Raw genomic sequence first — 17161 nt, 5'->3', positions numbered from 1 at the left:
TAAATAACTGCCTAGGCAGCTAATATGCGTCCGTTGATTCCAACGACTACGCGCCAGGCCCATCATGAGCAACGCATCACCTTCCGTACTGGACGAACTGTGCACCGGCGAGCTGGGTTTCCTGGTGACCTCCGTGCGCAACGGCATTCACGAAGCGCTGGACCGCGAGCTGGCCCCGCTGCAGATCACCGTTCAGCAGTATGTCGTGCTCAATTGCATCGTCAAGGGGTGGGGCCGCACGCTTAGCGACTTCTGCCGCGTCCTGGCCTATGACTCGGGCGCCATGACCCGGCTGCTGGATCGGATCGCCGCCAAGGGCTTCATCCGCCGGGTGGAAAACGAGTCCGACCGCCGCAGCTCGCTCATCGAACTCACCGAGCAGGGCAAGGCGGCATTCCCCCAGGCACGGCAGCTCACCGAGGTGGCGTTTCGCAGGTTGCTGGACGGGTTTTCCGAAGCGGAAGCGGAACTGCTGCAAAAGCTGCTGTCCCGCATCCTGATCAACGCGCGGGCGGACTAGCGTTTCCCGGGTCCGCCGATTTTTTTTATCTATTTATCTGCCTAGGCATATACGGCCTGAGCAAAAGAAAGGCCCCTTCACCATGCAAGTCTCCTCCCCAACTCTCCTGAGCCCAAGGTGCCCCCGTCACATCCTGGGCCTCACCCTGTCGGCGCTGCTGCTGGCCGGATGCGCCAGCACGGGCGACCTGCATACCCATTCGACGGTGGGCAGCGCCAACCAGCTGGCGGCAACCGCGTCGCTCGACGGGACGCCGGTGTCCCCGGCCGTATGGCCGACCGAGGCGTGGTGGGAAAGTTTTGGCGACGCGCAGCTGACCCAGCTTGTGGTCGCCGCGCTGGCCGAGCAGCCGAGTCTGCGGGTCGCGGCCGCGCGGGTGCGGCAGGCGGATGCGCTGGCCAGCGTCGCGGGGGCGCCGCTGTCGCCGCAGGGCAATCTGAATGGCCGCGCAACGCGCCAGCGTTTCAGCGAGCACAGCACCACGCCGCAGCCGCTGGCCGGCTCGTGGGATTGGACGGCCGACCTGCAGGCGGGCGTGGGCTACGAAATCGACTTCTGGGGCAAGAACCGGGCGGCGCTGGACGCCGCGCTGCAGCGCGCGCAGGCCGCCGAGGTGGACCGCCATGCCGCCGAACTGATGCTGACGACGTCGCTGGTGCGCGCGTATCTGAAGCTGGACACCGCGTATCTGCTGCGCGACCTGGCCGAAGACACGCTGCGCCAGCGCGAGGACACGCTCAAACTGACCCAGCGCCGCGTCGACGCCCAACTGGATTCGCGCCTGGACATGAAGCAGGCCGAAGCCGCGCTGCCCGCGACGCGCGAACGCATCGCCGCACTCAACGAACAGATCGCGCTGACGCGCAATCAGGTGGCGGCGCTGGTGGGCCGCGGACCGGACGCGGGCATTCAGGTGGGCCGGCCGTCGCTGCGCGGCGGTTTTGCCGGCGCGATCCCGACGACGGTGCCGGCAGAACTGATCGGGAGACGTCCCGACGTGGTGGCGCAGCGCTGGCGTGTGGAAGCGGCCGGCGCAGAGATCAAGGTCGCCCGCGCGCAGTTCTATCCCAACGTCAGCTTGACGGCATTTACCGGGCTGCAAAGCCTGGGCCTGTCGGACCTGATGAACGCCGGCAGCCGCGTGCTGGGCATCGGCCCGGCGATCTCGCTGCCGGTCTTTGACGGCGGCCGGCTGCGCGGCAACCTGGGCGCGCGGCAGGCCGAGTACGACGTCGCGGTCGAGCAATACAACGGCACGCTGGTCACGGCGCTGCACGACGTGGTGGACCAGCTGGTGTCGCTGCGCTGGCAGGCCGAGCGGTCAGCGCAGCAGCAGGAAGCGCTGCGGCTGACGCAGGAAGCCTACGACATGGCGTCCGCGCGCTACCGCAGCGGCGTGGGCAGCTATCTGCAGGTGCTGTCCGCCGAAGGTCAGGTGCTGCAGCAAAAGCAGTTGCTGATCGAACTGGATACGCGCAACCGCGCGCTGCATCTGGAACTGATCCGGGCGCTGGGCGGGGGCTATGTGCCCGAGGCGTCAAAGACGTCCGCAGCCTCCGCATCAGCCGCGGCATCCGGCGCGGCCGCGCTCACCGAAGCCGGGCGTCCGTCATGAACCGTCATCCCCATCCATCCGCTCCTTCCCATACCGATTCCCCGCAAGCCATGAAGCCCGAAGCCACCCCGAACCCGCCTTCCTCCTCGTCCCGTCCGCGCGGCAGCCTGGCACGCAAAGTCGCCGTCGGCGGCGCCGCGATCCTGGCCTTCACCGTGCTGGCCGGCGCCTATGCCGAGTATTCCGACGGCCGTTGGGTATCGACGGAAGACGCCTATGTCGAAGGCAACGTCGTGCAGGTGACGCCGCAGGTCGGCGGCGTGGTGACCGCGATCCGCGCGGACAACACCGACAGGGTCGAGGCGGGCGCGGTCCTGATCGAGCTGAATGGCGTGGACGCGCAGCTGGCGCTGGACGCCGCGCGCGCGAATCTGGCGCGCAGCGTGCGGCAGGTGCGCGGCCAGTTTGCGATGGCCGGGCAGGACGGCGCCACCGTGGCGCTGCGCAAGGTCGATCTGGCCCGCGCGCAGGAGGACGTGTCGCGCCGGTCTGCGCTGGCCAAGATCGGCGCCATCCCCGGCGAGGAATTGGTCCATGCGCAGCAGGCCGTGCGCACCGCGCGCGCCGCGCTGGACGTTGCGAACGAACAGCTCAAGCGCAACCATGCGCTGATCGACGGCACGACGGTCGAGTCGCACCCGGACGTGCGGGCCGCGGCCGTGCAACTGCGCAATGCCAGCGTGGCGCTTGCGCGGACCAAGGTCCCGGCGCCGGTGGGCGGCGTGGTGACCAAGCGCGGCGTGCAGGTCGGACAGCGCGTGGCGGCCGGCGCGGCGCTGATGTCGGTCGTGCCGTTGGATCAGCTGTGGGTCACCGCCAACCTGAAGGAATCGCAGTTGCGCAATGTGCGGATCGGCCAGCCCGTCAAGTTGACCACCGATCTGTACGGGGGCGGCGTGGTTTATCACGGACGCGTGCTGGGCCAGGATGCGGGGACGGGCAGCGCGTTCTCGCTGTTGCCGGCGCAAAATGCCACCGGCAACTGGATCAAGGTGGTGCAGCGCGTGCCGGTGCGCATCGCGCTGGACCCGGCAGAGGTCGCGGCGCAGCCGCTGCAGCTTGGCCTGTCGATGCGGGTCGAGGTGGACACCGAGGCGCGCGACGGCAAGCGCCTGGTCGCGGCGCAAGGGCAGGCGCAGGCCTACACGACGGCGGTATATGCCGACGAGCTGGCCCAGGCCGACGCCCAGGTGCGCGCCATCATCGACGCCAACCTTTGATCGGGCGGCGCACATGTCCCACCCCAAGCCCCCGGTCTCGCTGCTGCTGGTCATCGGCGCGCTGACGTTCATCGACTTCCTGCAGAACGGCATGGCCACGTTCGGCGCCGCGCCCATCATGGGCGAAATCGGCGCCAGCCCCGAGGAATACACCCATATCGCGCTGATCTACGCCTGCGTGGCGGTGATGATGATCGCGTTGCAGGGCTGGCTGACGCATCGGCTGGGTCTGCGGGTCTACCTGCTGGCGTCGCTGGCCGCGGCGGGCGTGGGCGCGGCCGTGTGCGCGCTGGCGCAGGACCAGGCCGGGTTCCTGCTCGGGCGGGTGCTGATGGCGATGGGCTGCGCGGCGATGCTCACGTCGTCCCGGCTGACCGTGAACCTGATTCCGCCCAGTCCGGCGCGTTTTCTGGGCATCAAGGCCTTGGCGACAGGGCTTTGCGTGGGCACGGCGCTGGCGCCCTGGTTGGCCGCGATGGCGGTCGAGCACGATGGCTGGCCGTTGATGTTCTGGCTGATCGCCGCGCTGTCGCTGCTGGCGATGGCGCCCGTCATGCTGGCCATGCCGGGCCGTGAAGCGGGGTCGGTGCTGGCTGGCAACGTGCGTTTGCTGCCGATCGCCGCGCTGGGCGCGGGCAGCTTTCTTGTGCTGCATGCGTTGCAGCGCGCCTATTACGACTTCTTCAGCCAGGGCAGCTTCCTGGCGCTGTCGGCCGCGGCGGGCGTGGCCGCGCTGGGTTACTTCGTGTGGTCGGAGACGCGCAACGGCGCGCCGCTGCTCAGGCTGGGCGGCATGAAGGAAGTGCGGTTCCTGTGCGGGCTGGGCCTCTTCATGGTCTGCTACGTGATGCTTGGCGCCAATGGCTACCTGGTGCCGCTGATGTTGCAACGCGCGCTGGGGCAGGCATGGATCACGGCAGGCGAGTTCTTCGCGATGGGGCTGGGGGCGGGCGTGCTGACCTGGGCCGTCATGTCGCAACTGCTGCCGCGCTGGCCGTCGCCACGCAAGTTCTTCGTGACCGGCTTCCTGGCGCTGGCGGCGTTCGGGGTGTGGATGTCGCGTCTGACGCCCACAGCCAATATGTGGACCGACGTGTTTCCCGCGTTGGCCTGTTACGGCATGTTCATCATGACCCTCATGCCCACGACCGCGATGCAGACCTTCACCGGCCTGACGGGCGACCCTGCGGTGTTCGCCCATGCGCAGCAGGTCAAGAACATGCTGGCGCAGATCGGCCAGGCGCTGGGCATCATGCTGGCCACCGTCGGCCAGCAGTGGTTCACCTCCCGCCACTACACGGTGTTGCAGGAAAGCATCGCGACCGGCAACGCGCAGTTCGAGGCGGCGATGGCGCAGCTGACCGCCTATTTCACCGCGGCGGTGGGGCCGGCAGCGGCGCCGCAACTTGCCACGGCGCAGATCGCGCAACTGCTGAACCAGCAGTCGGTGCTGCTGGCCAGCCTGGATCATTTCCAGATCGTGGCGGGGGTGGCGCTGGCGGCGGCGGCCGTCAGCCTGGTGCAGCGCGTGTTCCGCTAGGGGGGGGCGGTTCAGTTGCCGCCAAGCTGCGCAATGATCTGCCGCGCCACGTCCGCCAGCGACAGGCCGCCGTCCATCGCCGCGCGTTGCAGGCGTTCATGCGCCGCCTGCTCGGTCAGGCCATAGCGGCTGATCAACAGCAGCTTGGCGCGGTCGATGCGCTTCCTGTCGTCCAGCGCGCCCCGCACGCTGGTCAGCGCATCGTCGGCGTGCTGCATGCGCAGCGTCTGCTCGCGCAACATGTCCAGGATCGACCGTTCCAGCTCGCTGCCCACGCCGTCCTCGGGCGGCACGTCCAGAATGCGGCTCTGCACGCTGAACACCATGCTGGGGGCGCGGCCGCTGGCGTGATCGGTGTAGCGGCTAAGCAGCAGGCGGCGGTCGTCCAATTCCTGGCGGGTGTCGGCGATGCGCCGGGCGCATTGCTGCGCCAGTTCCTGTGCCAACTGTGTCTCGACGCTGCGCATGGCGTCGATGCGCGCGGTGCACAAGTCAAACCACAACTCGGCCAGACCGCTGTCGACACGCTGCGCGTCTGACGTGTGCTGCGCCATGTCGCGCATGCGTTGCACCGGCTGCGCCTGCTGCTGAACTTGATCCCAGGCCTGCAGCGGCGCGCCTTGCGCGTACTGCGTGTAGACGCCGAAACTGCGCGCCTGGTTGGCCGCCAGGCCCAGCATGCGCGCCTTGCGCGCGTCGTCGAACCAGCCGGCCGTAAAGCCCATGACGCCGCAGGCGCGCTCCTGGCCGCTCAGTTCCTTGCCTTGCATGAAATTCAACAGCGCCACCAACAGGCGCGTCACGTCCGGGTCCAGCGACGAGTCGGCGGCTTCGAAGACCACTGCCAGCAGGCTGCCGATCACTTGGGTGAAGTGGGTATCGGCGTCTTCCACCGCCACGCACCGGTCGCGGATCTGGCGGCGTAAGGCCGGCAATTCGTCCAGACGGAATAGGGCGTACGCAATGCAATTGAGCAGGCGCGCGCGGCTGCTGCCGGCCGCGGTGTCGGCCTCCAGCCCATCCAGGAATGCGCGCACGTCGGCTTCCACGACCTGCGCGTCGCTCGACAGGCCGGCCAGCGCCGGCTGCAGCCGGCCTGCGGGGCTGCACAGGGTCAGGTTGGAATAGCCGCGCTCTTTTTGCAGCGCATGCACCAGCGCGCTGATGCGCAGCACCAGGTCGCAGGTGGCGGCCAGGATTTCCAGGCCCTGGAGCTCGCTGCGTCGGGCAGCAAGCAGAAAGCGCAGCGGCGGCGGCATGTGGCGTTCGGCCATCGAAATCTCTATGCGGGGTGAGGCGCGGTGTCTTCGCGGAAATCAGGCCGTCCGGCGTTGCGGCGCAATCGCGCCTGCCGCGTCGTCCAGCACGCCGAACATCCGGCAGGCGGCAACCTCGCCGATGACCAGCACGGCCGGGCTGCGTAACCGGAAGGCCTGGGCGTCCAACGCCATGCCGGCCAGCGTCGACGCACAGACCCGCTGGCCGGGAAGCGACGCGCGCTCGATCATCGCCACCGGCGTGTCCGGGGCCATCCCGGCGGCCAGCAACTGGCGGGTCATGTCGTGCACCTTTGCCACGCCCATGTAGACCACCAGCGTCGTGCCGCTGCGCGCCAATCCGGACCAATCGGGCGTTGCGCCGTCCTGCGAATGCGCGGTGATGAGTGTAACGCCCTGAGCCATGCCGCGTTGCGTCAGCGGGATGCCGGCGGAGGTGGCCGCGGCCAGCCCGGCGGTAATGCCGTTCACGATCTCGCAGGCGACGCCGTGGTCGCTGAGCCACTGCGCTTCCTCGCCGCCACGGCCAAAGATGCACGGGTCGCCACCCTTCAGGCGCGCCACGCGCAGCCCCTGGCGCGCATAACGCAGCATCAGGCGTTGAATGAAGTCCTGCGGCGTGGAACGGCAGCCCCCGCGCTTGCCCACGCGAACGATTCGGGCGTGGGGGCAGTGCTGCAGAATCTCGCGGTTGACCAGGTCGTCGACCAGGACCACGTCGGCGCGGGCCAGCGCCCTGACGGCCTTCAAGGTCAGCAGCTCGGGGTCGCCGGGGCCGGCGCCGATCAGGGACACGGTGGGATTCGTGGCGGGCATGGTCGTCTCGTATCAGGAGTTCAGGGCCTGGATCACGATCACGATGGCCAGGACAAGGCACAGGCCTTTCCAGAAAGCCACCGGATTGCGTTCCAGCAGGGGCAGTCGCTCGCCGCCGCGCACGTCGGGCGGATTGCGCAGCGCGTGCGTGAATTCGGACAGCTCGGGCGTGCGGTGCTGCGGGTCGGGATGCAGGGCGCGGCTAAGCACGCTGTCGATCCAGGCCGGAATCTCGCGTTCCCGGTCCAGCACCGACACGTAGGTCAGACGCAATTGTGCGGCGCGGCTGCGCGAGCGCGCCACGTCGGCGCCGTACGGCAGGCGGCCGGAGAGCATCTGGTACAGGATCGCCGCGAGCGAATAGATGTCGGACCGCGCCGTGCCAGCTTCGCCCAGAAAGTACTCGGGCGCCGAATATTGGGCGGTGCCCAGCACCGGCAAGGCGTCGTCGCCCTCGGCGCTCAGGTCCTGGATGCCCGCCGTGCGGGCCGAGCCCAGGTCGATGATCTTTGCCGTGCCGTCCGGCGTGATCAGGATGTTGTCCGGCCGCAGATCCTGATGCACGATCTCCAGCCGATGAAAGGCCTGCAGGCCGCGCGCGATCTGCTCGATGATGGCGATCGCCGGTTCCAGCGCGGGACGCGGGTTGGCGGCCATCCATTGCGTCAGCGTGCGGCCTTCGATGTATTCGCTGACGGTGTAGAGCGAGCGGCGCTGCCGCGTGCGCGGCCAGGCCCGCACGACGTGGCGGCTGTCGATGCGGCGCGCCAGCCATTCCTCGGTCAAGAGGCGCTCCAGATAGGCGGGATCGTGCCGCAGATCCAGCGACGGTATCTTGATGACGACGGTGTCGCCGCTGTCGATGTCTTCGGCCAGGTAGACGTGGCTGCGGCTGCTGGCGCGCAACTCGTCGGTGATGCGAAAGCCTTCGAATGTCTGACCCACGTCCAGCAGCGGCGGGCAGGGCAGGCTGCCGGAGTACTGGGCCAGCTCGCCGGCCTGGCGCGCGGGCAGGGCGTCGACTCGCACGATCTGCATGGTCAGGTTGTCGTCGCTGCCGCGGGCAAGCGCCAGCGCGACCAATGCGCGCGCGGCCGCGTCAAGATCGCCGGTATTGGCGGTGACGGCCGCACGCAGATCGTCGTCGCCGACATGCTCGTACACGCCGTCGGTCGCCAGCAAAAACACATCGCCCGGTTCCACGGCCTGCGTGTGATAGTCGATTTCCAGATGCGGCGCCAGGCCCAGCGCGCGGCCCAGGTAGCTTTTGTCGTGCGCGACCCAGACGCGGTGGTCCTCGGTCAGTTGCTCGACCACGCCGTCCCGTAGACGATAGATGCGCGCGTCGCCGATATGCAGGATGTGCGCGGTGGCGCCCTTGAGCACCATCACGGTCAGCGTGCAGACGTAGCCGCTGTCCTGATCCTGCCCGTGGCGCTGGCGGCTCTGCGAATGCAGCCAGGCATTGGCCGCGCTGAGCACCTTCTGGGCGGACTTCTTCACCGACCACGTTTCGGGCGTGCAGTAATAATCTTCCAAAAAGCTTGCCACTGCCGTTTCGCTGGCGATGTGGCTGACGTTGCTGCTGCTGATGCCGTCGGCCAGCGCGATGGCGATGCCCTTGGCGCCGAGCAGCGGCTCGCCCGGCACGCACAGTCCGTGGAAGTCCTGGTTGACGGACTTGACGCCGGGATCGGTGTGCTGGCCCACCGCCACCCTGAGCGAGACGGCGGGCGAGGTGGCGGGCGAGAAGCTGTCCATGCCGGGGCGTATCAGTTGAAGCGGCGCTTGGGCGCGGTCTTCATGTGCGTGGTGTAGAGCGTCAGGCCCGTCAGCGAAATGCCGCCGATCAGGTTGCCCAGCACCACGGGGATCTCGTTCCAGATCATGTAATCCATGATCGAGAAGTTGCCGCCCATGATCATGGCCGACGGGAACAGGAACATGTTGACGATGGAGTGCTCGAAGCCCATGGCGAAGAACAGCATGACGGGCATCCACATGGCGATGACCTTGCCGCTGACGGTGGTCGAGATCATGGCGCCCACGACGCCCAGCGACACCATCCAGTTGCACAGCACGCCGCGGATGAAGATGGTCAGCATGCCGCCCGCGCCGTATTCCTTGTAGCCCAGCGTGCGGTCTTCGCCGATGTGCGAGATGACCTGGCCGACCTTGTTGGGCGGCACCGAAAAGCCGTAAGTGAACACGATGGCCATCAGCACGGCGACGGTCAGCGCGCCCAGGAAGTTGCCCACGAAGACCTTGCCCCAGTGCTTGAGGATGCCGCCCATCGTGACACCGGGCCGCTTGTCGAAGAGCGCCAGCGGGGTCAGCACGAATACGCCCGTCAAAAGGTCGAAGCCCATCAGGTACAGGATGCAGAAGCCGACCGGAAAGAGCGCGGCGCCGAGGATGGGCGAGCCGGTTTGCACCGTGACGGTGACGGCGAAGACCGCGGCGATCGCGAGGATGGCGCCGGCCATGAAGGCGCGGATCAGGACGTCGCGGGTCGCCATGTAGAGCTTCGATTCGCCGGCATCCACCATCTTGGTGACGAACTCGGAGGGAGCTAGGTAGGACATGATGTTTCCTGTTGCTGTGCTGATGTGTTGAATACGTTCGCGGCGGCCGTCAGGCGATTTCGACCGCGTCGCCGTTAAAGCGCGCCTGCCAGGTCTGCAGGCGCTGCTCGGGAAATTGCACGCAGCTGCCGTCCGCCAGCCGGAAGTGCTGCTTGTAAAGGGGGGACGCCACGACCAGGTCGCCGGCCAGTTGGCCCACGATGCCCCGGCCAATGACGTTGGCCCCGGACTTCGGATCGCGGTTCGACACGGCGTACAGGGTTTGGCCCGGCGCGTCCGGCAGATAGAACAGTGCGACCTGCGCGCCGTCGACCAGCGCGACGACGCCGGAATTGGCGACGAGGTCCTGGCGGTCGCAAGCGCGGCGCCAGGCGGGTTGGGTTTTGGGCAAGGCGGCCATCAGACGATCTCCTCGGCAATCGGGATGACGCGCTGGGCGGCGCGCGCCGGGGCCGGGCGGGGCTGGCCGCGTTCCTGCACGAACTGGATGTCGGGGTCGCCCTGGCTGTCGTTGACGAAGGTGCGGAAGCGCTTGAGCTTTTCGGGGTCGCTGATGGCGTTGGCCCACTCGCATTCGTAGCGGTCCACCACCAGCTGCATCTGCGCTTCAAGCTCGGCGCCCAGACCCAGGCTGTCGTCGATCACGACCGCCTTCAGGTAGTCCAGCCCGCCTTCCAGCGACTCGCGCCACACCGACGTGCGCTGCAGCTTGTCGGCCGTGCGGATGTAGAACATCAGCACGCGGTCGATGTAGCGGATGAGGGTGGCGTCGTCCAGGTCGGTGGCAAAGAGCTCGGCATGGCGCGGGCGCATGCCGCCGTTGCCGCACACGTACAGGTTCCAGCCGTTCTCGGTGGCGATTACGCCGATGTCCTTGCTTTGCGCCTCGGCGCACTCGCGGGTGCAGCCGGACACGGCGAACTTCAGCTTGTGCGGCGCGCGCAGCCCCTTGTAGCGGTGCTCGATGTTCAGCGCCATCTTCACGCTGTCCTGCACGCCGAAGCGGCACCAGGTGCTGCCCACGCAGGACTTCACGGTGCGGGTGGACTTGCCGTAGGCGTGGCCCGTCTCGAAGCCGGCGGCGATCAGTTCGGACCAGATGCCGGGCAGCTCGTGCAGTTGCGCGCCGAACAGGTCGATGCGCTGGCCGCCGGTCACCTTGACGTACAGGTTGTATTTCTTGGCGACCATGCCGACGGCAATCAGGCCATCGGGCGTGACTTCGCCGGCCGGCATGCGCGGCACCACCGAATAGGTGCCGTTCTTCTGCATGTTGGCCATGAAGGTGTCGTTGGTGTCCTGCAGCGGCACGAGGTGCGGGTCCTGGATGGGACGGTTCCAGCAGGACGCCAGGATCGAGCCGATGGCGGGCTTGCAGATCTCGCAGCCGACGTGGCCGCGGCCGTGGCTGGCCAGGACTTCTTCGAAGGTCTCGGCGCCGCTCACGCGCACGATCGCGTACAGCTCCTGACGGGTGTAGGCAAAGTGCTCGCAGAGGCTCTTGTCCACCACGACGCCGCGGCTGGCGAGTTCGTGTTCGACCACCTGCTTGAGCAGACCCGCGCAGCCGCCGCAGCCCGAGGCCGCCTTGGTGCAGGCCTTGACGCCGGCCAGGTCCGTACAGCCGCCGTCGATGGCGTCGCAGATAGCGCCCTTGTTGACGTTGTGGCAGGAGCAGATCGTGGCGGTGGCGGGCAGGGCGTCCACGCCGAGCAGCGGCGCGGCCTGGCCTTGCGGCAGGATCAGGCTGGACGGATCCGCGGGCGGCGCGATGCCGTTCTGCGCGTATTGCAGCAGCGTGTCGTAGTAGCTGTTGTCGCCCACCAGAACCGCGCCCAGCACGCGCTTGCCGTCTTCGGAGATCACCAGGCGGCGGTAACCGGAGCCGGCCTCGTCGATGTAGCGGTAGCTGCGCGAACCGGGCGTGACGCCGTGCGCGTCGCCAATCGAGCCCACGTCCACGCCCAAGAGCTTGAGCTTCGTGGACATGTCGGCGCCCGAAAATGCCTGTTCGGGCGCGCCGCACAGGTCGGCGGCGACGATGCGGGCCATCTGGTAGCCGGGCGCGACCAAGCCAAAGACGGTGCCGTTCCAGGACGCGCATTCGCCGATGGCGTAGATGTTTTCATCGCTGCTGCGGCAGCGTTCGTCGATGGCGACGCCGCCGCGCTCGGCTAGCGCCAGCCCGGCTTTGCGCGCCAGGAACACCTGCGGACGGATCCCGGCCGAAAACACGATCAGGTCGGTTTCCAGCGGCGCGCCTTCAGCAAAACGCATGCGGTAACGGTATTGGGTGCCCGGCTTGATGTCCTGCGTGGCGCGCGACAGGTGCACGCCCACGCCCAGCGCCTCGATGCGCGCTTTCAGCGCCGCGCCGCCGGCCTCGTCCAGCTGCACCGGCATCAGACGCGGCGCGAATTCCACCACGTGTGCTTCCAGATTCAGCGACTTGAGCGCGTTGGCCGCTTCCAGTCCCAAGAGCCCGCCGCCCACGACCACGCCGCGCCGCGCGCCGCTGGCTGCCTCGCGTATCAGGTCCAGGTCGTCGATGCTGCGGTACACCAGGCGCGAATTGCCCTCGGCGCCCGCGATGGGCGGCACGAAGGGATACGAGCCCGTCGCCAGCACCAGCTTGTCGTAGGCAAAGCGGCCCTTGGCGGTGATGACTTCCCGGGCGTGGCTGTCGATGTCCAGCACGGGCTCGCCCAGTCGCAGCGACACGCCGTCCTGCTCGTAAAGCGAAGCCTCGCCCAGCGCCATCGACTCGGCGTCGCGCCCATTCAGGTATTCGGACAGATGGACGCGGTCATAGGCGCGGCGGGTTTCCTCGCCAAAGATGGTGATGCGATAGCGCTCGAGGGCGCCGCGGGCGATCAATTGCTCGACGCAATGATGACCCACCATGCCGTTGCCGATGACAACCAGCGTCTGCAAGGAATCGGATGTGGCCGCTGCATTCATGGGATTTCCCCAGGCTTGGATTTTCGGATTTCAAAAGGCAAACGGCGCCCTGGACCTTTCGGTCGGGGCGCCATTGCCGGTACTGCTCACGTTGTCTTGCCGGGTTTGCACCCGCACATAGGCAATTAAGCAAAGTCCGTGCCAGGTATGTCGAAGCGCGATGTTCTGGGGGAAATTCCCTTGCGATTCATAGGGAAGGAGGGGGCCTTGAAAGCGCGATGAGGTGAAGCGGCCGGATTGCGGGTGATCGCGCCCGTGCTTCGTATCGGTGCATTTCTGCGTGCGGCCTGCACCCATTTGGCGCAGCGCAACATAGTCGGGTGGTGGTGGCTGAAAGCCTATTCAGGCGAACGCCGCCTGCACCGCTGCGAAAGCCGCCGCCACCAACGGGTCGTCACGCCGCGCGGCCTGGGTGATGAACGACAGCTCTGCCTGGATCGACAGGCCTTTTACGAGCTGCAATCCGCTGGACTGCGATTCGCGCAGCGCGATGGCATCGCGGGCGAGGGACAGGCCCACGCCCGAGCGCACCAGATCCAGCATCGAAGCCTCCTGATCCACCTCGGCCACCGCGTGCGGGGCAATGCCCAGGGCGTCGAATTTGTCGGACAGCAGGCGATGATGGACCGAATCGGGCGGGGTCCATATCCAGGGCAGCGCCGCGATCTCAGCCCAGCCACGGCCGGCGACCTGCGCGTTCCAGCTTTTTGGGGCAACGACGTAATAGGAAAAGGACGCGAGCGGCTGCGCGTGCAGGCCGGATGGCTGGCTGCCGCGGGGATGAGTGTTCCGCGGCTGGCCGTCCCGCGACGGGCCGCCCCGCGCATCCTCGTCGCGGGGTTGCGGTCCCAGAAAGAAACCCACGTCCAACTCCCCAGTGCGCACCTGCCGGCCGACCGATCCCGACATCCCGTGCCGCAGGGTGGGGCGGATCTTCGGATAATGCTCGACCAGATACTGCAGCGTGGCGCCCAGCCGCAAGAATTCCGGGTCCAGGATCGTCCCGATGCGCAATTCGCCCTGCACGGTATCGCGCAACGCACCGATGGCGCGTTGGAAGTCATCCAGCGCGTCCAGCACCCGCTGCGCCGCAGGCAACAACGCCCGCCCGTCCGCGTTGGGCGCCAACCCTAGCGCCGTGCGCGAGAACAGCGTCAGGTCCAGCGACTCCTGGAAGTTCTTGAGCTGCAGGCTCAGCGCAGGCTGCGTCAAATGCAAATGCTCGGCCGCGCGCGTCAAATTACCTTCCCGCGCGACGGCGGCAAACGTGCGGATGTGCTTCAGGTCCATGCATGCTCCTGGAAATCGAGTTGGAGGGCGTCAGACACCTTATTTCGTCCTACGCAGCCATGGGTGCCTTTCTTGGCATGCCACCGGTGTCTGACACCCTTGCGCGGGCGTGCCGGCTTGACGACCGTCTCGCACGGGTGTCAGACACCTTATTTCGTCCTACGCAGCCATGGGTGCCTTTCTTGGCCTGCCGCCGGTGTCTGACACCCTTGCGCGGGCGTTTCGGCTTGACGACTGTCTCGCACGGGTGTCAGACACCTCGCCCCGAGTCAGAAATCAGCTGAGCATTATTAGAGACGCTAATAATCCCCTTTTCAACATTTCATTGGACAGCCGCCCTGTCCTGAGCGAGAGTCTTGCCAGATTCCCGGCGCGCATCCTATGCCGTAGCCGGGGCGGCTCACCGTGCCGGCGTCCGTTTCGGGCCCGCGACCTGATAAGAAGAGCTTATGGAGACATACGACTACATCATCGTGGGCGCGGGCTCGGCTGGCTGCGTGCTGGCCAACCGTCTGAGCCGCGATCCCGCCGTGCAGGTGCTGCTGCTGGAAGCCGGCGGGCGCGACAACTATCACTGGATTCATATCCCGGTCGGTTACCTGCACTGCATCGGCAACCCGCGTACGGACTGGATGTACCGCACCGCCGAGGAGCCGGGGCTGGGCGGGCGCTCGCTCATCTATCCGCGCGGCCGCGTGCTGGGCGGATGCTCGTCGATCAACGGCATGATCTACATGCGCGGCCAGAAGCAGGACTACGAAGACTGGGCCGCGCTCTCGGGCGACGCGGCCTGGAGCTGGGACCAGGTGTTGCCGGTCTTCAAGCGCAGCGAGGACTACCACCGCGGCGCCGACGAGTTCCACGGCGCGGGCGGCGAATGGCGCGTGGAGTCGCAGCGCCTGCGCTGGGACATCCTGGAAGCCTTCGCCTCGGCGGCCGAACAGGAAGGGATTCCGCGCGTGCAGGACTTCAACCGCGGCGACAACTTCGGCAGCGGCTACTTCGAGGTCAACCAGCGCAGTGGCTGGCGCTGGAATACGTCCAAGGCGTTTCTGCGGCCGGTGCGCAAACGCCCGAACCTGCATGTGATGACCGGCGCGCTGGCCGAACGACTCGATTTCGACGGTAATCGCTGCGTCGGCGTGCGCGTCAACCAAGGCGGCCGTTCTCAGTCGCTGCGCGCGCGGCGCGAAGTGGTGCTGGCCGCCGGCGCCGTCAATTCGCCGCACCTGCTGGAAGTCTCCGGCATCGGCGAGCCCGCGCGCCTGCGCGAAGCCGGCATCACGCTGCACCACGCCTTGCCGGGCGTCGGCGAGAACCTGCAGGACCACCTGCAATTGCGCGTCATCATCAAGGTGAACGGCGTCAAGACGCTGAACCGCATCGCGTCCACGTGGCTGGGCCGCGCGGGCATCGGGCTGGAATACCTGGTCAGCCGCAGCGGCCCGATGAGCATGGCGCCGTCGCAGTTGGGGGCGTTTGCCAAATCCGACCCTGGCCAGGAACGCGCCAACGTCGAGTTCCACGTGCAGCCGTTGTCGCTGGGTGCGTTCGGCGAGCCGCTGCACGGTTTCGACGCCTTCACCGCCAGCGTCTGCAACCTGCGTCCCACGTCGCGCGGCAGCGTTCACGCGCAAGGGCCGGCGGGTCAAAAGGGCTGCGAGGCGCCTGTCATCCGCCCCAACTACTTGAGCACCGACGACGACCTGCGCGTCGCCGCCGATTCGATCCGTCTGGTGCGCCGCATCGCCGCCGCGCCGGCCTTGCAGCGCTACCGGCCGGATGAATGGTTGCCGGGTCCGGCCTTCCAGACAGAAGAAGAATTGCGCCAGGCGGCCGGCAAGATCGGCACGACCATCTTCCATCCGGTGGGCACCTGCGCGATGGGGCAGGACGCCGACAGCGGCGCGGTGGTGGACGCGCGGCTGCGCGTGCACGGGCTGCAAGGCCTGCGGATTGCCGACGCCTCGATCATGCCGCGCATCACGTCGGGCAACACCAACTCGCCGACGATCATGATTGCGGAACGGGCGGCGGACATGATCCGGGAAGAGGCGGGGGCGGGTCAGTAGCCGTGCGTCCATGAAAACAAGTCGCCCGGTCAGGGGCGGCTTGCCGATTCATGCGCGGACGCGGCGCCTCAGCGCAGCGACCGGTACGTCTCGTGCCGCTGCGGATGCGTCAGTATCACCTGCCAAAGCTGTCCTTCACGCGACCGGAAAAAGCCCGCGCAGCACATCAGGTAGTACTTCCACATCCGGTAGAACCGGGTGCCGTAGCGCGACTCCAGCGTGGGCCAGGCGCGCTCGAAGCGGTCCCACCACGCCATCAGCGTGCGGTCGTAGTCGGCCCCGAAGTTATGCCAGTCCTCGACGATGAAGCGTCCTTCCACGGCCGCCGCGACTTCGCGCGCCGATGGCAGCTTGCCGTTGGGAAACACGTAGCGGTCGATCCACGGATCGGTGCTCTGGCTGGTGGCGGCGATACCGATCGTGTGCAGCAGGAAAATGCCCTCGGGCGCCATCAGCCGCTGCACGTTCGTGAAGTAGGTGTCGTAGTTCTTGGGGCCGACGTGCTCGAACATGCCGACCGACACCACCTTGTCGAAACGGCCCTGAAGATCGCGGTAGTCCTGCAGCAGCAGCTCCACGGGCAGGCCCTTCACGCGTTCCTGCGCCAGGGCCAGTTGCTCCTTGGATACGGTCACGCCCGTCACTTTGACGCCGTAGCGCTCGGCCGCGAACTTGGCCAATCCGCCCCAGCCGCAGCCGATGTCCAGCAGCGTCTCGCCCTCCTTCAATTGCAGCTTGCGGCAGATCATGTCCAGCTTGGCGACCTGCGCCTCCTCCAGCGTCTGGGCGTGTTCCCAATACGCGCAGGAGTAGATCATCCGGCTGTCCAGCATGGCCTCGAACACGTCGTTGCCGGCGTCGTAATGCTGCTCGCCGACCTCAAACGCCCGATGCTTGGACTGAAGATTGAACAACTTGTGGCGCAGGTGCTCGGCGATCAGCTTGATGCGTGCCACGCCCAGCGCCGCCGATCCCATGTCGGCGCGCAGCAGGCGCGTGAAGAGCTCGTCCAATTGGTCGCAGTCCCACTCGCCGTCCATGTACGACTCGCCCAGCCCCAAGGACCAGCTGGCGAACACTCGCTCGTACATATGCTTGTCATGCACCTGCATGTCCCAGGGCCGCGAGCCGTTGATCTGCACGTCGGCGCGCGCCATCAGGTCCTGCAGGATTTTCGGGGGGGCGGGGGGAGGCGAAATGACGCTGGTTTGACCGGCAGGCTGCTCGGTCAGCGGGGTGACGGGACTGCTTTGCTGCATACGGAC

Annotated in this window: 13 protein-coding genes; 5 read left to right on the top strand and 8 right to left on the bottom strand. The window is 67.3% G+C overall.

Features of this window, described 5'->3' with window-relative positions; translation table 11 throughout:
• Positions 1-64: 64 nt before the first annotated feature.
• The 4 genes from AC6LJW_RS02895 to AC6LJW_RS02880 all read left to right on the top strand — a co-directional run bounded on the left by AC6LJW_RS02895 (position 65) and on the right by AC6LJW_RS02880 (position 4895).
• A complete protein-coding gene (locus AC6LJW_RS02895; RefSeq protein ID WP_056562264.1) occupies positions 65-520 on the top strand; it encodes a MarR family winged helix-turn-helix transcriptional regulator in 456 nt (151 codons plus the stop codon).
• Between the two features lie 82 nt (positions 521-602).
• Positions 603-2135 (top strand): efflux transporter outer membrane subunit, encoded by a 1533-nt coding sequence (locus tag AC6LJW_RS02890; RefSeq protein ID WP_498086470.1) that lies wholly within the window; start codon positions 603-605, stop codon positions 2133-2135.
• Positions 2132-3355: an HlyD family secretion protein gene (locus tag AC6LJW_RS02885; protein ID WP_056562261.1), complete on the top strand. Its 1224-nt coding sequence runs from the start codon at positions 2132-2134 to the stop codon at positions 3353-3355. Before AC6LJW_RS02890 ends, AC6LJW_RS02885 begins: the two co-directional genes overlap by 4 nt.
• 13 nt (positions 3356-3368) lie before the next feature.
• Complete coding sequence (locus tag AC6LJW_RS02880; protein ID WP_498086469.1) at positions 3369-4895, top strand: MFS transporter; 1527 nt, start codon at positions 3369-3371, stop codon at positions 4893-4895.
• Positions 4896-4906: 11 nt separating this feature from the next.
• Here the strand turns inward: AC6LJW_RS02880 and AC6LJW_RS02875 are convergent, their stop codons facing one another.
• The 7 genes from AC6LJW_RS02875 to AC6LJW_RS02845 form a co-directional block, all read right to left on the bottom strand.
• Positions 4907-6169, bottom strand: coding sequence for a nitrate- and nitrite sensing domain-containing protein (locus tag AC6LJW_RS02875; RefSeq protein ID WP_498086468.1), 1263 nt, complete (start codon positions 6167-6169; stop codon positions 4907-4909).
• Between the two features lie 42 nt (positions 6170-6211).
• Complete coding sequence (gene cobA / locus AC6LJW_RS02870) at positions 6212-6988, bottom strand: uroporphyrinogen-III C-methyltransferase (RefSeq protein WP_498086467.1); 777 nt, start codon at positions 6986-6988, stop codon at positions 6212-6214.
• 12 nt (positions 6989-7000) lie between these two features.
• A complete protein-coding gene (locus AC6LJW_RS02865; protein ID WP_498086466.1) occupies positions 7001-8749 on the bottom strand; it encodes a bifunctional protein-serine/threonine kinase/phosphatase in 1749 nt (582 codons plus the stop codon).
• A gap of 11 nt (positions 8750-8760) precedes the next feature.
• Positions 8761-9573: a formate/nitrite transporter family protein gene (locus AC6LJW_RS02860; RefSeq protein ID WP_056562246.1), complete on the bottom strand. Its 813-nt coding sequence runs from the start codon at positions 9571-9573 to the stop codon at positions 8761-8763.
• 49 nt (positions 9574-9622) lie between these two features.
• Positions 9623-9973, bottom strand: a complete 351-nt coding sequence (gene nirD / locus AC6LJW_RS02855) for a nitrite reductase small subunit NirD (RefSeq protein ID WP_056562243.1) — start codon at positions 9971-9973, stop codon at positions 9623-9625.
• Complete coding sequence (nirB, locus tag AC6LJW_RS02850; RefSeq protein WP_498086465.1) at positions 9973-12534, bottom strand: nitrite reductase large subunit NirB; 2562 nt, start codon at positions 12532-12534, stop codon at positions 9973-9975. The genes nirD and nirB overlap by 1 nt, the downstream gene beginning before the upstream one ends.
• Positions 12535-12876: 342 nt before the next feature.
• Positions 12877-13824, bottom strand: a complete 948-nt coding sequence (locus AC6LJW_RS02845) for a LysR family transcriptional regulator (protein ID WP_498086464.1) — start codon at positions 13822-13824, stop codon at positions 12877-12879.
• A 449-nt stretch (positions 13825-14273) separates the two neighbouring features.
• Between AC6LJW_RS02845 and AC6LJW_RS02840 the strand changes: the two genes are divergently transcribed.
• On the top strand, positions 14274-15896 hold the full coding sequence (locus AC6LJW_RS02840) for a GMC family oxidoreductase (protein WP_498086463.1): 1623 nt from the start codon (positions 14274-14276) through the stop codon (positions 15894-15896).
• Positions 15897-15964: 68 nt separating this feature from the next.
• On the opposite strand, the gene cfa is transcribed toward AC6LJW_RS02840, so the two are convergent.
• The gene (cfa, locus tag AC6LJW_RS02835; protein WP_200949371.1) at positions 15965-17155 is read right to left on the bottom strand and encodes a cyclopropane fatty acyl phospholipid synthase; all 1191 of its coding nucleotides are present in this window, start codon (positions 17153-17155) and stop codon (positions 15965-15967) included.
• Positions 17156-17161 lie beyond the last annotated feature (6 nt).

It is taken from the genome of Achromobacter sp. 1012554356, assembly GCF_059760815.1.
This window is presented reverse-complemented; position numbering and strand designations above follow the sequence as displayed.

Coding starts and splice junctions, on each gene's coding strand:
- AC6LJW_RS02865 (WP_498086466.1), bottom strand. CDS start 8,749: ATGGACAGCTTCTCGCCCGCCACCTCGCCCGCCGTCTCGCTCAGGGTG.
- AC6LJW_RS02880 (WP_498086469.1), top strand. CDS start 3,369: ATGTCCCACCCCAAGCCCCCGGTCTCGCTGCTGCTGGTCATCGGCGCG.
- cfa (WP_200949371.1), bottom strand. CDS start 17,155: ATGCAGCAAAGCAGTCCCGTCACCCCGCTGACCGAGCAGCCTGCCGGT.
- AC6LJW_RS02845 (WP_498086464.1), bottom strand. CDS start 13,824: ATGGACCTGAAGCACATCCGCACGTTTGCCGCCGTCGCGCGGGAAGGT.
- AC6LJW_RS02875 (WP_498086468.1), bottom strand. CDS start 6,169: ATGGCCGAACGCCACATGCCGCCGCCGCTGCGCTTTCTGCTTGCTGCC.
- AC6LJW_RS02895 (WP_056562264.1), top strand. CDS start 65: ATGAGCAACGCATCACCTTCCGTACTGGACGAACTGTGCACCGGCGAG.
- cobA (WP_498086467.1), bottom strand. CDS start 6,988: ATGCCCGCCACGAATCCCACCGTGTCCCTGATCGGCGCCGGCCCCGGC.
- AC6LJW_RS02885 (WP_056562261.1), top strand. CDS start 2,132: ATGAACCGTCATCCCCATCCATCCGCTCCTTCCCATACCGATTCCCCG.
- AC6LJW_RS02840 (WP_498086463.1), top strand. CDS start 14,274: ATGGAGACATACGACTACATCATCGTGGGCGCGGGCTCGGCTGGCTGC.
- nirB (WP_498086465.1), bottom strand. CDS start 12,534: ATGAATGCAGCGGCCACATCCGATTCCTTGCAGACGCTGGTTGTCATC.
- AC6LJW_RS02890 (WP_498086470.1), top strand. CDS start 603: ATGCAAGTCTCCTCCCCAACTCTCCTGAGCCCAAGGTGCCCCCGTCAC.
- nirD (WP_056562243.1), bottom strand. CDS start 9,973: ATGGCCGCCTTGCCCAAAACCCAACCCGCCTGGCGCCGCGCTTGCGAC.
- AC6LJW_RS02860 (WP_056562246.1), bottom strand. CDS start 9,573: ATGTCCTACCTAGCTCCCTCCGAGTTCGTCACCAAGATGGTGGATGCC.